The organism is Pseudomonas sp. MUP55, from assembly GCF_034043515.1.
In the GTDB taxonomy this organism is placed as follows: domain Bacteria; phylum Pseudomonadota; class Gammaproteobacteria; order Pseudomonadales; family Pseudomonadaceae; genus Aquipseudomonas.
In genome coordinates this window covers 5,268,412-5,282,512 of sequence record NZ_CP138214.1, presented here as the reverse complement: position 1 = coordinate 5,282,512, position 14,101 = coordinate 5,268,412, and the positions used below count along the sequence as shown (strand labels likewise).

General features: G+C 54.7%; 26 protein-coding genes. All 26 read left to right on the top strand.

Annotated elements, in window-relative coordinates:
- The first annotated feature begins 14 nt into the window (after window positions 1–14).
- The gene (gene rplB, locus SC318_RS23855) at window positions 15–839 is read left to right on the top strand and encodes a 50S ribosomal protein L2 (RefSeq protein WP_003186055.1); all 825 of its coding nucleotides are present in this window, start codon (window positions 15–17) and stop codon (window positions 837–839) included.
- A 16-nt stretch (window positions 840–855) separates the two neighbouring features.
- Window positions 856–1,131, top strand: coding sequence for a 30S ribosomal protein S19 (rpsS, locus tag SC318_RS23850; RefSeq protein ID WP_002555486.1), 276 nt, complete (start codon window positions 856–858; stop codon window positions 1,129–1,131).
- A gap of 11 nt (window positions 1,132–1,142) precedes the next feature.
- Complete coding sequence (gene rplV / locus SC318_RS23845) at window positions 1,143–1,475, top strand: 50S ribosomal protein L22 (protein ID WP_003103908.1); 333 nt, start codon at window positions 1,143–1,145, stop codon at window positions 1,473–1,475.
- Between the two features lie 13 nt (window positions 1,476–1,488).
- Window positions 1,489–2,175, top strand: coding sequence for a 30S ribosomal protein S3 (rpsC, locus tag SC318_RS23840; RefSeq protein ID WP_003176422.1), 687 nt, complete (start codon window positions 1,489–1,491; stop codon window positions 2,173–2,175).
- A 12-nt stretch (window positions 2,176–2,187) separates the two neighbouring features.
- On the top strand, window positions 2,188–2,601 hold the full coding sequence (gene rplP / locus SC318_RS23835; RefSeq protein ID WP_003232424.1) for a 50S ribosomal protein L16: 414 nt from the start codon (window positions 2,188–2,190) through the stop codon (window positions 2,599–2,601).
- On the top strand, window positions 2,601–2,792 hold the full coding sequence (gene rpmC / locus SC318_RS23830) for a 50S ribosomal protein L29 (RefSeq protein ID WP_002555481.1): 192 nt from the start codon (window positions 2,601–2,603) through the stop codon (window positions 2,790–2,792). Before rplP ends, rpmC begins: the two co-directional genes overlap by 1 nt.
- 2 nt (window positions 2,793–2,794) lie before the next feature.
- Window positions 2,795–3,061 carry a 30S ribosomal protein S17 gene (gene rpsQ, locus SC318_RS23825; protein WP_003176419.1) on the top strand — a complete coding sequence of 89 codons (267 nt, stop codon included), beginning with the start codon at window positions 2,795–2,797 and terminating at the stop codon, window positions 3,059–3,061.
- Window positions 3,062–3,084: 23 nt separating this feature from the next.
- Entirely contained in the window at window positions 3,085–3,453 is a 369-nt protein-coding gene (rplN, locus tag SC318_RS23820; RefSeq protein WP_002555479.1) for a 50S ribosomal protein L14, read from the top strand.
- A gap of 11 nt (window positions 3,454–3,464) precedes the next feature.
- Complete coding sequence (gene rplX / locus SC318_RS23815; protein ID WP_003176416.1) at window positions 3,465–3,779, top strand: 50S ribosomal protein L24; 315 nt, start codon at window positions 3,465–3,467, stop codon at window positions 3,777–3,779.
- 20 nt (window positions 3,780–3,799) lie between these two features.
- Entirely contained in the window at window positions 3,800–4,339 is a 540-nt protein-coding gene (gene rplE, locus SC318_RS23810; protein ID WP_003176415.1) for a 50S ribosomal protein L5, read from the top strand.
- Between the two features lie 13 nt (window positions 4,340–4,352).
- Complete coding sequence (gene rpsN / locus SC318_RS23805) at window positions 4,353–4,658, top strand: 30S ribosomal protein S14 (protein WP_003176414.1); 306 nt, start codon at window positions 4,353–4,355, stop codon at window positions 4,656–4,658.
- A gap of 209 nt (window positions 4,659–4,867) precedes the next feature.
- On the top strand, window positions 4,868–5,260 hold the full coding sequence (gene rpsH / locus SC318_RS23800; RefSeq protein WP_003176413.1) for a 30S ribosomal protein S8: 393 nt from the start codon (window positions 4,868–4,870) through the stop codon (window positions 5,258–5,260).
- 12 nt (window positions 5,261–5,272) lie between these two features.
- Complete coding sequence (rplF, locus tag SC318_RS23795) at window positions 5,273–5,806, top strand: 50S ribosomal protein L6 (RefSeq protein WP_003176412.1); 534 nt, start codon at window positions 5,273–5,275, stop codon at window positions 5,804–5,806.
- A 10-nt stretch (window positions 5,807–5,816) separates the two neighbouring features.
- On the top strand, window positions 5,817–6,167 hold the full coding sequence (gene rplR / locus SC318_RS23790) for a 50S ribosomal protein L18 (RefSeq protein ID WP_017135964.1): 351 nt from the start codon (window positions 5,817–5,819) through the stop codon (window positions 6,165–6,167).
- Between the two features lie 3 nt (window positions 6,168–6,170).
- Window positions 6,171–6,671, top strand: coding sequence for a 30S ribosomal protein S5 (gene rpsE, locus SC318_RS23785; protein ID WP_003176409.1), 501 nt, complete (start codon window positions 6,171–6,173; stop codon window positions 6,669–6,671).
- A 2-nt stretch (window positions 6,672–6,673) separates the two neighbouring features.
- Window positions 6,674–6,850, top strand: coding sequence for a 50S ribosomal protein L30 (gene rpmD / locus SC318_RS23780; protein ID WP_003176408.1), 177 nt, complete (start codon window positions 6,674–6,676; stop codon window positions 6,848–6,850).
- A gap of 3 nt (window positions 6,851–6,853) precedes the next feature.
- Window positions 6,854–7,291, top strand: a complete 438-nt coding sequence (gene rplO / locus SC318_RS23775) for a 50S ribosomal protein L15 (RefSeq protein WP_003176407.1) — start codon at window positions 6,854–6,856, stop codon at window positions 7,289–7,291.
- Entirely contained in the window at window positions 7,292–8,620 is a 1,329-nt protein-coding gene (gene secY, locus SC318_RS23770; protein ID WP_003194637.1) for a preprotein translocase subunit SecY, read from the top strand.
- A 28-nt stretch (window positions 8,621–8,648) separates the two neighbouring features.
- Entirely contained in the window at window positions 8,649–8,765 is a 117-nt protein-coding gene (rpmJ, locus tag SC318_RS23765) for a 50S ribosomal protein L36 (protein ID WP_002555468.1), read from the top strand.
- A 129-nt stretch (window positions 8,766–8,894) separates the two neighbouring features.
- Window positions 8,895–9,251 carry a 30S ribosomal protein S13 gene (rpsM, locus tag SC318_RS23760; protein ID WP_003210063.1) on the top strand — a complete coding sequence of 119 codons (357 nt, stop codon included), beginning with the start codon at window positions 8,895–8,897 and terminating at the stop codon, window positions 9,249–9,251.
- Window positions 9,252–9,281: 30 nt separating this feature from the next.
- Window positions 9,282–9,671, top strand: coding sequence for a 30S ribosomal protein S11 (gene rpsK / locus SC318_RS23755; RefSeq protein ID WP_002555466.1), 390 nt, complete (start codon window positions 9,282–9,284; stop codon window positions 9,669–9,671).
- A gap of 18 nt (window positions 9,672–9,689) precedes the next feature.
- The gene (gene rpsD, locus SC318_RS23750; RefSeq protein WP_003176404.1) at window positions 9,690–10,310 is read left to right on the top strand and encodes a 30S ribosomal protein S4; all 621 of its coding nucleotides are present in this window, start codon (window positions 9,690–9,692) and stop codon (window positions 10,308–10,310) included.
- 22 nt (window positions 10,311–10,332) lie between these two features.
- Window positions 10,333–11,334 (top strand): DNA-directed RNA polymerase subunit alpha, encoded by a 1,002-nt coding sequence (locus SC318_RS23745; protein ID WP_003176403.1) that lies wholly within the window; start codon window positions 10,333–10,335, stop codon window positions 11,332–11,334.
- A gap of 41 nt (window positions 11,335–11,375) precedes the next feature.
- Window positions 11,376–11,762 carry a 50S ribosomal protein L17 gene (gene rplQ / locus SC318_RS23740; RefSeq protein ID WP_003176402.1) on the top strand — a complete coding sequence of 129 codons (387 nt, stop codon included), beginning with the start codon at window positions 11,376–11,378 and terminating at the stop codon, window positions 11,760–11,762.
- Window positions 11,763–12,001: 239 nt separating this feature from the next.
- A complete protein-coding gene (locus SC318_RS23735) occupies window positions 12,002–13,450 on the top strand; it encodes a catalase (RefSeq protein WP_010206879.1) in 1,449 nt (482 codons plus the stop codon).
- Between the two features lie 155 nt (window positions 13,451–13,605).
- A complete protein-coding gene (bfr, locus tag SC318_RS23730; RefSeq protein WP_065930320.1) occupies window positions 13,606–14,070 on the top strand; it encodes a bacterioferritin in 465 nt (154 codons plus the stop codon).
- The last annotated feature ends 31 nt before the right edge of the window (window positions 14,071–14,101 follow it).

The following is a 14,101-nucleotide window of genomic DNA, read 5'->3' as shown; positions in this document are numbered from 1 at the left end:
GGAAGGGGTGCATCATGGCAATCGTTAAATGCAAACCGACTTCCCCTGGCCGCCGTTTTGTGGTCAAGGTGGTCAACCAGGAGCTGCATAAAGGCGCTCCTCACGCACCGCTGCTCGAGAAGAAATCGAAGTCTGGTGGTCGTAACAACAATGGTCGTATTACCACTCGTCACATCGGTGGTGGCCATAAGCAGCATTATCGTCTGGTCGATTTCCGTCGCAACGACAAAGATGGCATCGCTGCCACTGTCGAGCGTATCGAATACGATCCAAACCGTACTGCTCACATCGCTCTGCTGCTGTACGCAGATGGCGAGCGTCGCTACATCATCGCCCCTAAAGGCGTGAGCGCTGGCGACCAGCTGATCGCAGGTGCCTTGGCGCCGATCAAGCCGGGCAACGCTCTGCAACTGCGCAACATTCCAGTTGGTAGCACCGTACACGGCATCGAATTGAAGCCAGGTAAAGGCGCGCAAATCGCTCGTTCCGCTGGTGCTTCGGCTCAGCTGATCGCTCGTGAAGGTGTCTACGTGACCCTGCGTCTGCGTTCTGGTGAGATGCGTAAAGTACTGGCTGAATGCCGTGCGACCCTGGGCGAAGTCTCGAACTCCGAGCACAGCCTGCGTTCGCTGGGTAAAGCTGGTGCCAAACGCTGGCGTGGCGTTCGCCCAACCGTTCGTGGTGTTGCCATGAACCCGGTTGACCACCCACACGGTGGTGGTGAAGGTCGTACCTCTGGTGGTCGTCATCCGGTATCGCCATGGGGCTTCCCGACTAAGGGCGCGAAGACTCGTGGTAATAAGCGTACCGACAAAATGATCGTCCGTCGTCGCAAGTAAATAGAGGGATACGACAGTGCCACGTTCTCTGAAAAAAGGTCCTTTTATTGATCTTCACCTACTGAAGAAGATCGAAGTGGCGGCGGAAAAGAACGATCGCAAACCAGTTAAAACCTGGTCGCGTCGTTCGATGATCCTGCCACAAATGGTCGGTCTGACCATCGCAGTACACAACGGTCGTCAACACGTCCCAGTTCTCGTTAACGAAGACATGGTCGGCCACAAACTGGGCGAGTTTGCCGGTACCCGCACTTATCGTGGGCACGTGGCAGACAAGAAAGCCAAGCGTTAAGGGGTTAGGAAATGGAAGTAGCCGCTAAGTTGTCGGGCGCTCGAATCTCCGCCCAGAAAGCCCGCTTGGTCGCCGACCAGATCCGCGGGAAGAAGGTGGGCGAAGCGCTCAACCTGTTGGCTTTCAGCAGTAAGAAAGCCGCCGAGATCATGAAGAAAGTGCTGGAGTCGGCCGTAGCCAACGCCGAGCATAACGAAGGCGCAGACGTTGATGACCTGAAGGTCAGCACCGTTTTCGTCAACGAAGGGCGTTCGCTGAAGCGCATCATGCCACGTGCCAAAGGCCGTGCTGATCGCATCGTCAAGCGGTCTTGCCATATCACTGTCAAGGTTGCTGACAAGTAACGGAGTCGAAGAGATGGGTCAGAAAGTACATCCCATTGGCATTCGCCTGGGAATCGTCAAGGAGCACACCTCCGTCTGGTACGCAGACGGTCGGACTTATGCGGACTATTTGTTCGCTGATCTGAAGGTGCGTGAGTATCTCCAAGACAAACTAAAAAGCGCGTCCGTAAGCCGTATCGATATCCATCGTCCGGCACAAACTGCACGTATCACCATCCACACCGCTCGTCCAGGTATCGTTATCGGGAAGAAAGGTGAAGATGTTGAGAAACTGCGTCAGGACCTGACCAAGCAAATGGGTGTGCCTGTGCACATCAATATCGAAGAGATCCGTAAGCCGGAGCTCGACGGTATGCTGGTTGCGCAGAGCGTAGCTCAGCAGCTGGAGCGTCGCGTCATGTTCCGTCGCGCTATGAAGCGCGCCGTACAGAACGCCATGCGCATTGGTGCCAAAGGCATCAAAATCCAAGTGAGCGGTCGTCTCGGCGGTGCTGAAATCGCACGTACTGAATGGTATCGCGAAGGTCGTGTGCCACTGCACACCCTGCGTGCCGACATCGACTATGCCAACTACGAAGCTCACACCACTTACGGTGTGATCGGTGTAAAGGTTTGGATCTTCAAAGGCGAAGTAATTGGTGGTCGCCAAGAAGAACTGAAACCACAAGCACCAGCGCCTCGTAAAAAAGCTGCTAAGTAAGGGGTACGCCAAATGTTGCAACCTAAGCGTACGAAGTTCCGCAAGCAGATGACAGGCCACAACCGTGGTCTGGCTCAGCGCGGTAGCAAAGTCAGCTTCGGCGAGTTCGCGCTGAAGTCTGTAGCTCGTGGTCGTCTCACCGCTCGTCAGATCGAGTCAGCGCGTCGTGCTCTGACCCGTCACGTTAAACGTGGCGGCAAGATCTGGATCCGTGTATTCCCGGACAAGCCGATCTCCAAAAAACCTCTCGAGGTTCGTATGGGTAAAGGTAAGGGTAACGTGGAATACTGGGTAGCCCAGATTCAGCCAGGCAAAGTCCTGTATGAAATCGAGGGTGTAACTGAAGAGCTGGCGCGTGAGGCTTTTGCCCTGGCTGCTGCAAAGCTGCCGCTCGCCACCGCCTTTGTTAAACGGACGGTGATGTGATGAAAGCGAATGAACTTCGTGAAAAATCCGCACAGCAGCTGAACGAGCAACTGCTCGGCCTGCTGCGCGACCAGTTCAATCTGCGTATGCAGAAAGCAACTGGCCAGTTGGGGCAGTCTCATCTGCTCTCGCAAGTTAAGCGTGACATCGCTCGCGTGAAGACTGTGCTCAACCAGCAGGCAGGTAAGTGATCATGGCTGAAGCCGAAAAGACTGTCCGTACGCTGACTGGCCGTGTTGTCAGCGACAAGATGGACAAAACCATCACCGTTTTGATCGAGCGTCGCGTTAAGCACCCGATCTACGGTAAATATGTTAAGCGTTCGACTAAGCTGCACGCGCACGACGAAACCAATCAGTGCCACATCGGCGACAAAGTCACTATTCGTGAAACTCGTCCGCTGGCCAAGACCAAGTCTTGGGCATTGGTTGATGTTCTCGAACGCGCTGTGGAAGTCTAAGGACTAGGGGTCGGAGAAATTATATGATTCAGACTCAATCCATGCTCGATGTGGCCGATAACAGCGGCGCTCGCCGCGTTATGTGCATCAAGGTGCTGGGTGGCTCCCATCGTCGTTACGCTGGTATCGGTGACATCATCAAGGTTACTGTCAAGGAAGCAATTCCTCGCGGTAAAGTGAAAAAAGGCCAAGTGATGACTGCTGTTGTAGTCCGCACTCGTCACGGCGTACGTCGTGCTGATGGCTCCATTATCCGCTTTGATGGCAACGCTGCTGTTCTTCTGAACAACAAGCAAGAGCCTATCGGCACCCGTATCTTTGGGCCAGTGACCCGTGAACTTCGTACTGAGAAGTTCATGAAGATCGTCTCGCTCGCCCCAGAAGTGCTGTAAGGAGATCCGACATGCAAAAGATTCGTCGTGACGACGAGATCATCGTGATCGCCGGCAAAGACAAAGGTAAGCGCGGTAAGGTGCTTAAGGTTCTCGCTAATAACCGTCTGGTTATCGGCGGTCTGAACCTGGTCAAGCGTCATACCAAGCCTAACCCGATGTCGGGCGTGCAGGGCGGTATCGTCGAAAAAGAAGCTCCGCTGGACGCTTCTAACGTCGCCATTTTCAACGGCGAAACCAACAAGGCTGACCGCGTTGGTTTCAAAGTAGAAGATGGCAAGAAAATTCGTGTCTTCAAGTCGACCCAAAAAGCGGTTGATGCTTGAACACTGCTAGGTAGAAGACCATGGCACGACTAAAAGAGATTTACTGGAAAGAAATCGCACCGAAACTTAAGGAAGAACTTAAGCTTTCGAACGTGATGGAAGTTCCACGCGTTACCAAAATCACCCTGAACATGGGTTTGGGCGAAGCGGTCGGTGACAAAAAAGTCATCGAGCACGCTGTTGCTGACCTGGAAAAGATCACCGGTCAAAAAGTCGTTGTGACTTACGCTCGGAAATCCATCGCTGGCTTTAAAGTCCGCGAAGGCTGGCCGATCGGCGTCAAAGTGACTCTGCGCCGTGAGCGTATGTACGAATTCCTGGATCGTCTGCTGTCGATCTCCCTGCCTCGGGTTCGCGACTTCCGCGGCCTGAATGCCAAGTCCTTCGATGGTCGTGGTAACTACAGCATGGGCGTGAAAGAGCAGATCATCTTCCCGGAAATCGACTACGACAAGATCGATGCTCTCCGCGGTCTGGACATCACCCTGACCACCACTGCCAAGAACGATGATGAAGGTCGCGCCCTGTTGCGTGCTTTCAAATTCCCGTTCCGCAACTGATTGGAGTAGGACCATGGCCAAGATGAGCATGAAAAACCGCGAGCTGAAGCGTCAGCTCACGGTTGCCAAGTACGCCAAGAAGCGTGCAGCACTGAAAGCAATCATCGTTGATCTGAACGCAAGTCCAGAAGCGCGTTGGGAAGCTACAGTTGCTCTGCAGAAGCAGCCACGTGACGCAAGCGCCTCGCGCATGCGTAACCGCTGCCGCCTGACCGGTCGTCCACACGGCGTTTATCGCAAGTTCGGCCTCGGCCGTAACAAACTGCGTGAAGCGGCAATGCGTGGTGACGTACCAGGTCTGGTTAAAGCCAGCTGGTAAGCACTTTCAGCGTCAAGGCGGTTGGTATCGCAAGATACTGACCGCCGGTGACCTTGAATCTGGAACAAGCCCCTTTTGGGGCTTGTTTCATTTCCGGAGTGTGTCTAAAATACGCGGCTCGCCTGAGCCCGTGTTTTTTATGCTCGGAGATTCTCGGTGACATATGTAGCCGCAAGGCTAATTTTTTGTGTATTAGGAGCGTCTAGCCCATGAGTATGCAGGACCCGTTAGCGGACATGCTAACTCGTATCCGTAATGCCCAGATGGCTGAAAAGTCCGTCGTAAGCATGCCATCTTCCAAGTTGAAGGTAGCTGTTGCCAAAGTCCTGAAAGACGAAGGCTACATTGCGGGTTATCAGATCAGCAGCGAAATCAAGCCGTTGCTGTCCATCGAGCTGAAGTACTTCGAAGGCCGTTCGGTCATCGAGGAAGTGAAGCGCGTTAGCCGTCCAGGCCTGCGTCAGTACAAGTCCGCTGAAGATCTGCCGAAAGTTCGTGGCGGTCTGGGCGTGTCTATCGTCTCCACCAACAAAGGTGTGATGACGGATCGTGCTGCGCGCGCTGCCGGTGTCGGCGGCGAAGTTCTTTGCACTGTGTTCTAAGGGGGGATAAGCATGTCTCGCGTCGCTAAGAACCCCGTTAAGCTGCCAGCCGGTGTCGAAGTCAAATTCGCAGGCCAACAGCTTTCGGTGAAGGGTGCCAAGGGCACTCTTGAACTGAACATCCATTCGTCCGTTGAGATCGTTGAAGAAGCTGGTGAGCTGCGTTTCGCTGCTCGCAATGGCGATCAACAAACTCGCGCAATGGCCGGTACCACGCGTGCGTTGGTAAACAACATGGTCCAAGGCGTAAGCCAAGGCTTCGAGCGTAAGCTCCAGCTGGTCGGTGTTGGTTACAAAGCGCAAGCAAAAGGCACGGTTCTGAACCTTGCCCTTGGCTTCTCGCACCCAGTGGATTACGAACTGCCGGAAGGCATCACCGCTGAGACCCCTAGCCAAACCGATATCCTGATCAAGGGCATCGATAAGCAGCTGGTAGGTCAGGTGGCCGCTGAGATCCGCGACTTCCGTCCACCAGAGCCGTACAAAGGCAAAGGTGTGCGCTACGCGGACGAAGTCGTCCGTCGTAAAGAAGCCAAGAAGAAGTAGGGCATAGCAAATGACCGACAAAAAAGTTACTCGACTGCGTCGCGCTCGCAAAGCACGCCTGAAAATGCACGAACTCGAAGTCGTGCGTCTCTGCGTGTACCGCTCGTCGCAGCATATCTACGCCCAGGTCATCTCGGCCGACGGCAACAAAGTCCTGGCAAGCGCCTCGACTTTGGATAAAGAACTGCGTGATGGTGCCACTGGCAACATCGACGCGGCCACAAAGGTTGGCCAGCTGGTCGCTACACGTGCTAAGGCCGTGGGCGTCTCGCAAGTGGCTTTCGACCGCTCTGGCTTCAAGTACCACGGCCGCGTTAAAGCGCTGGCTGATGCTGCTCGTGAAGCTGGGCTGGAGTTCTAAGTTATGTCAAATAACGACCAAAAGCGCGACGAAGGCTACATTGAGAAGCTGGTTCAAGTTAACCGCGTAGCCAAAACCGTTAAGGGCGGCCGTATCTTCACTTTCACCGCGTTGACCGTGGTTGGTGATGGTAAAGGGCGTGTTGGCTTCGGCCGTGGCAAGTCACGTGAAGTGCCTGCCGCGATCCAGAAGGCAATGGAAGCTGCTCGTCGCAACATGATCCAAGTTGATCTGAACGGCACCACTCTGCAGTACGCAATGAAGTCCGCCCATGGCGCTTCGAAGGTGTACATGCAGCCTGCTTCTGAAGGTACCGGTATCATCGCTGGCGGCGCTATGCGTGCTGTCCTCGAAGTTGCTGGCGTTCAGAACGTTCTGGCCAAGTGCTACGGCTCGACTAACCCGGTAAACGTGGTTCACGCCACTTTCAAGGGTTTGAAAGCTATGCAATCTCCTGAGTCCATTGCTGCCAAGCGCGGCTTGACTGTCAAGGAGATCTTCTGATCATGGCTACCGTTAAAGTAACGCTGATCAAAAGCATGACCGGCCGCATCCCTAACCACAAATTGTGCGTTAAAGGTCTGGGTCTGCGTCGCATCGGTCACACTGTAGAAGTCCAGGATACTCCCGAGAATCGCGGGATGATCAACAAGGCTTACTACATGCTGCGTGTAGAGGGTTAATCGATGAAACTCAATGATCTGAGTCCAGCGCCGGGTTCCCGTCGCGAAAAGCATCGTCCGGGCCGTGGTATCGGTAGCGGTTTGGGTAAGACTGGTGGCCGTGGCCACAAAGGTCAAACCTCCCGCTCCGGTGGCACCATCGCTCCAGGCTTTGAAGGCGGTCAACAGCCGCTGCATCGTCGCCTGCCTAAGTTCGGTTTCGTATCCCTGAAAGCCATGGACCGCGCAGAAGTGCGTCTGTCCGAGCTGGCTAAAGTGGAAGGCGACATCGTTACTGTGCAGACCCTGAAAGATGCCAACGTGATCAACGTCAACGTACAGCGTGTGAAAATCATGCTGTCCGGTGAAGTGACTCGCGCTGTCACTATCGGCAAGGGAATCGGCGCCACCAAAGGTGCGCGTTCGGCTATCGAAGCAGCTGGCGGCAAGTTCGAGGAATAAATGGCTAAGCAAGGTGCTCTCTCAGCGCTCGGCAAAGGCGGTATGTCTGAACTTTGGGCTCGTCTGCGTTTTCTGTTCCTGGCGATTATCGTCTACCGAATAGGCGCACACATCCCGGTTCCAGGTATCAACCCGGACCGACTCGCAGACCTGTTTCGACAGAATGAGGGGACCATTCTTAGCTTGTTCAACATGTTTTCCGGCGGTGCGCTGGAGCGGATGAGCATCTTTGCGCTGGGGATCATGCCGTACATTTCGGCATCGATCATCATGCAACTGATGACCGCCGTCAGCCCGCAGCTGGAGCAGTTGAAGAAGGAAGGTGAAGCTGGCCGTCGCAAGATTAGCCAGTACACCCGCTACGGCACTGTCGTCCTCGCCCTGGTTCAAGCTATCGGCATGTCCGTTGGTCTGGCCGGGCAGGGCGTTGCGTTCACTGGTGACTTTGGCTTCCATTTCGTCGCGGTATCCACGTTTGTGGCTGGTGCGATGTTCATGATGTGGCTGGGTGAGCAGATTACTGAGCGTGGTGTTGGTAACGGTATCTCGATGTTGATTTTCGCAGGTATCGTCGCCGGTCTTCCGAGAGCAATCGGGCAGTCTTTCGAGTCTGCACGTCAGGGTGATATCAACATTTTTGCCCTGGTTGCCATCGGTTTGCTGGCAGTAGCGATTATCGGTTTTGTGGTGTTCATTGAGCGTGGTCAGCGTCGTATTGCTGTTCACTACGCCAAGCGTCAGCAGGGCCGTAAGGTTTTTGCTGCGCAGACCAGCCACTTGCCGCTGAAGGTGAATATGGCCGGTGTTATTCCGGCAATTTTCGCGAGCAGCATCTTGCTGTTTCCGGCTTCGTTGGGTACCTGGTTTGGTCAGTCTGAAAATATGGGCTGGCTGCAGGACCTCTCTCAGTCGATCGCTCCTGGTCAGCCGTTGAATATTCTGCTGTTTAGTGCAGGGATTATTTTCTTCTGCTTCTTCTATACGGCGTTGATGTTCAATCCGAAAGACGTAGCGGAAAACCTGAAGAAGTCCGGTGCCTTTATTCCGGGTATTCGTCCAGGTGAGCAGTCTGCGCGCTACATTGATGGCGTTCTGACTCGTTTGACCCTGTTCGGTGCTCTATATATGACGGCCGTGTGCCTGCTTCCCCAATTCCTGGTGGTTGCAGCAAACGTTCCGTTCTACCTTGGCGGGACCTCGTTGCTGATCGTGGTCGTGGTTGTGATGGACTTCATGTCCCAAGTACAATCGCACCTCGTTTCGCACCAGTACGAATCCCTGATGAAGAAAGCCAACCTGAAGGGTTACGGCAGCGGCATGTTGCGCTGAGTACCCCATAAGGTTCGAGGAGTTGGTGATGAAAGTTCGTGCATCGGTGAAAAAGCTGTGCCGCAACTGCAAGATTATTCGCCGCGAAGGTGTTGTTCGAGTAATTTGCAGCGCGGAACCGCGTCACAAACAGCGCCAAGGCTGAGTGTGATCCGCTTGAAGCCCGGCAGCTAGTGCGCTGCCGGGTTGATTATTTGTTATTACAGCGATATTATCTCGCGCCCTATTTCTTGGCTTACGGGGCGTAGGTAGCTGTCAATTGGAGTCCCACTGAATGGCCCGTATTGCAGGCGTTAACATTCCAGATAACAAGCACACTGTTATCTCGCTGACCTACATCTATGGTGTTGGTCGCACTACTGCGCAGAAAATTTGCGCAGATACTGGGGTAAACCCAGCCGCAAAGATCAAAGATCTGAGCGACGAGCAGATTGAGCTGTTGCGTGGCGAAGTGGCGAAGTTCACCACTGAAGGTGACCTGCGTCGCGAAATCAACATGAAAATCAAGCGTTTGATGGACCTCGGTTGCTACCGTGGTCTGCGTCATCGTCGTGGTCTTCCAGTGCGCGGTCAGCGTACCAAGACTAACGCGCGTACCCGTAAAGGTCCGCGTAAGCCGATCCGCAAGTAATCGCCCACGCGAATCGACAGGAAAATTATCATGGCAAAACCTGCTGCTCGTCCTCGTAAAAAAGTTAAAAAGACAGTGGTTGATGGCATCGCCCACATCCATGCATCTTTTAACAACACAATCGTGACCATCACCGACCGTCAAGGTAACGCGCTTTCTTGGGCTACCTCCGGTGGTTCGGGTTTCCGCGGTTCCCGCAAGTCCACCCCGTTCGCTGCTCAAGTAGCTGCTGAGCGTGCTGGTCAAGCTGCGCTGGAATACGGCCTGAAAAACCTCGACGTTAACGTCAAAGGTCCAGGTCCAGGTCGTGAGTCTGCTGTCCGTGCTTTGAACGGCTGTGGCTATAAGATCGCCAGCATCACCGACGTGACGCCAATCCCGCACAACGGGTGCCGTCCGCCGAAGAAGCGCCGCGTGTAATCCAGGAGATTGTAAAGAATGGCTCGTTACATTGGTCCAAAATGCAAACTCGCTCGTCGCGAAGGCACCGATCTCTTCTTGAAGAGCGGCGTGCGCGCGATCGAATCGAAGTGCAACATTGAAGCAGCACCTGGTATCCACGGCCAACGCCGCGGTCGCCAGTCCGACTACGGCACCCAACTGCGTGAAAAGCAGAAGGTCCGTCGTATCTACGGCGTTCTCGAGCGTCAGTTCAGCGGCTACTACAAAGAAGCTGCTGGCAAGAAAGGTGCAACCGGTGAAAACCTGCTGCAACTGCTCGAATGCCGTCTGGACAACGTTGTATACCGTATGGGCTTTGGTTCGACTCGTGCCGAATCCCGTCAGCTGGTATCGCACAAGTCGATCAGCGTTAACGGTCAGACCGTAAACGTTCCGTCCTACCAGGTTCGTGCTGGTGACGTGGTCGCAGTTCGCGAGAAAGCAAAAAACCAACTTCGCATTGTCCAAGCTCTCGATCTGTGTGCCCAACGTGGCCGCGTAGAATGGGTAGAAGTAGACACTGAGAAGAAGTCGGGCGTTTTCAAGAACGTTCCTGCTCGCAGTGATCTGTCCGCCGACATCAACGAAAGCCTGATTGTCGAGCTCTACTCCAAGTAAGGGCTAGAAAATAGGTGCATCCATGCAGATTTCGGTAAATGAGTTCCTGACACCCCGCCACATTGATGTGCAGGTTGTCAGTCCAACCCGCGCCAAAATTACTCTCGAGCCTCTCGAGCGTGGTTTTGGCCACACCCTGGGCAACGCGCTGCGCCGCATCCTGTTGTCCTCAATGCCCGGCTGTGCAGTAGTCGAGGCCGAGATTGACGGTGTGCTCCACGAGTACAGCGCCATCGAAGGTGTACAGGAAGACGTAATTGAAATCCTGTTGAACCTTAAAGGTCTGGCTATCAAGCTGCACGGCCGTGACGAAGTTACGCTGACCTTGTCGAAGAAGGGTTCGGGGGTGGTTACCGCTGCCGATATTCAGCTGGATCATGATGTCGAGATCGTTAACCCCGATCACGTAATCGCTAACCTGGCGTCTAACGGCGCCCTGAACATGAAGCTCACCGTAGCTCGTGGTCGTGGTTATGAACCGGCCGACTCGCGTCAGAGCGATGAAGACGAAAGCCGCAGCATTGGTCGCTTGCAGCTTGACTCTTCGTTCAGCCCGGTTCGCCGTATCGCATACGTGGTGGAAAACGCCCGTGTCGAGCAGCGTACTAACCTGGATAAGCTGGTTATTGATCTGGAAACCAACGGTACCCTGGATCCTGAAGAGGCTATCCGCCGCGCTGCAACCATTCTGCAACAGCAGTTGGCTGCGTTCGTCGACCTCAAAGGTGACAGCGAACCAGTGGTAATCGAGCAGGAAGACGAGATCGATCCGATCCTGCTTCGCCCGGTTGACGATCTGGAACTGACTGTACGTTCGGCTAACTGCCTTAAGGCGGAAAACATTTACTACATCGGCGACCTGATTCAGCGTACCGAAGTAGAACTGTTGAAGACTCCGAACCTGGGCAAGAAATCCTTGACTGAAATCAAGGACGTTCTGGCCTCCCGCGGTCTGTCCCTCGGCATGCGCCTCGACAACTGGCCGCCTGCAAGTCTTAAGAAGGACGACAAGGCGACTGCCTGATCGTCGTAATCACCGAACGTGAGTTTGGTAAGGAATGAACCATGCGTCATCGTAAAAGTGGTCGTCACCTGAGCCGTACCAGCTCGCACCGCAAGGCCATGTTCCAAAACATGGCGGTGTCGCTGTTCGAGCACGAGCTGATCAAAACTACACTGCCGAAAGCTAAAGAACTGCGTCGCGTTGCTGAGCCGCTGATCACTTTGGCTAAGACAGACAGCCTGGCTAACCGCCGTCTGGCTTTCGACCGTACTCGTTCGAAAGCTATCGTTGGTAAGCTCTTCAACGACCTGGGTAAGCGTTACGCTACCCGTGAGGGTGGCTACCTGCGCATCCTCAAGTGCGGCTTCCGCGCTGGCGACAACGCTCCTATGGCGTACGTCGAGTTGGTTGATCGTGCTACTGCCGGCGAAGCTGTAAGCGCCGAGTAAGACGACAGTCTGTAACGAAGAACCGGGCCTAGTGCCCGGTTTTTTGTGCGCGTAACAAAAGCGTGCTATGTATTAGTTTCCCTAAGAAGCAGTAAGCACCATAGGGAGGTGGCTTGCTTGGTAGTAATTTTCTATTGAAGATCACAATTTAATAAATTTGTGAGTGTCATGTTGTTAGTCAATACTTCCTCCAAGCCGATTAGCCGGCAGTTCCAAGTCTGACCTGAGGAAGATTGCGCATGAGCCAGAATAAAATCCTTACCACCGCCAGCGGTGCTCCCGTTGCGGATAATCAGAATTCCCGTTCCGCCGGCCCTCGTGGCCCGCTGTTGCTCGATGACTTTCACCTGATCGAGAAGCTTGCTCACTTCAACCGCGAAAATATTCCGGAGCGTCGCGTACACGCCAAAGGTTCGGGCGCTTACGGTACGTTCACCGTTACCCAAGACATCACTCAATACACAAGCGCCAAGCTGTTCGAGTCCGTGGGTAAGCAAACGCCGACTTTCCTGCGGTTCTCCACCGTAGGCGGCGAGCGCGGTTCGGCTGATACTGAGCGCGACCCACGCGGTTTCGCCCTTAAGTTCTACACCGAGGAAGGCAACTGGGACATCGTCGGCAACAACACGCCTGTGTTCTTCATCCGCGACCCGCTGAAGTTTCCGGACTTCATCCACACCCAAAAACGTTTGCCGCAAAGCAACCTGAAAAGTGCGCAGATGATGTGGGACTTCTGGTCACACTCCCCAGAGGCGCTGCACCAGGTCACCATCCTGTTTTCGGACCGTGGCATCCCGGACGGCTACCGCCACATGCACGGCTTCGGCAGTCACACCTACAGCCTGATCAACGCCAAAGGTGAGCGCCACTGGGTGAAGTGGCACTACAAGACCAAGCAAGGCATCAAGAACCTGGCACCGGCTGAAGCTGCACGCCTGGCGGGTACCGACCCGGACTATGCCCAGCGTGACTTGTTCGGTGCAATCGAGCGTGGTGATTTCCCGAAGTGGCGCGTTTGCATCCAAATCATGACCGAGGCCCAGGCGAACGCCCATTACGAGAACCCGTTTGACGTAACCAAGACCTGGTCGCAGAAGGAGTTCCCCCTGATCGAAGTGGGTGAACTGGAGCTCAACCGCAACCCTCAGAACTATTTCGCTGAAGTGGAACAGGCCGCGTTCGGCCCAAGCAACATGGTCCCAGGTGTAGGTCTGTCGCCAGACCGTATGCTGCAGGGCCGTGTCTTCGCCTACGCAGATGCTCACCGCTACCGTGTTGGCACCAATCACCAGCAATTGCCAGTGAACGCCCCACGTAGCCCAGTCAACAGCTACCAGCGTGACGGTTCCATGGCATTCGGCAGCAACGGTGGCGCAGCGCCAAACTACGAGCCGAACAGCTACGCCGATGCGCCAAAACAGGCGCCACAGTATGCGGAGCCTGCATTGGCCTTGAGCGGCGCGGCAGATCGTTACGATCATCGCGAAGACACCGACTACTACAGCCACGCCGGTGCGCTGTTCCGCTTGATGAATGACGAGCAGAAAGCGCTGCTTACCAGCAACATTGCCGGTGCCATGGGCGGTGTTTCCAGTGATGTGGTCCAGCGCCAGTTGCAGCATTTCTACAAGGCGGATCCCGCTTATGGAGAAGCAATCGCAAAGGCATTGGGTGTATCGCTTAACTGACTCTAAACGATAAGCAGAACCGCCCTCATTTGGGCGGTTTTTGCGTTATTTCAGCTGCTTTTCTCCGGAAATCTGCGTTTTTCTGCCGTTGATCCCGTGACCTTGAAGTCGTGATGGTTCAAACTACAGACTTTCAAGCAGGGAGATGTAGGGCGATGCAAGGTCACCCCGACGTAATCGATTACCTCAACACGTTGCTGACGGGCGAACTGGCAGCTCGTGACCAATATTTCATTCATTCGCGCATGTACGAAGACTGGGGCTTTACCGAGCTCTACGAACGTATCAACCACGAGATGGAAGAAGAGGCACAGCACGCTGATGCGTTGATGCGCCGTATCCTCATGCTCGAAGGCACGCCGCGCATGCGCCCCGATGATCTGGACGTGGGTACCACGGTGCCGGAAATGCTCGCTGCTGACCTTCGCCTGGAATACAAGGTTCGGGCCGCGCTCTGCAAAGGCATCGAGCTCTGCGAGCAGCACAACGACTACGTTACCCGTGAGATCCTGCGGGTGCAGTTGAATGACACCGAAGAAGATCACACCTACTGGCTGGAAAAGCAGTTGGGCCTGATCAAGCTGATTGGCCTGGAAAATTACCTGCAATCGCAGTTCTGATCCTGGCTACAAAAAAGCCCCTGCCACCGAT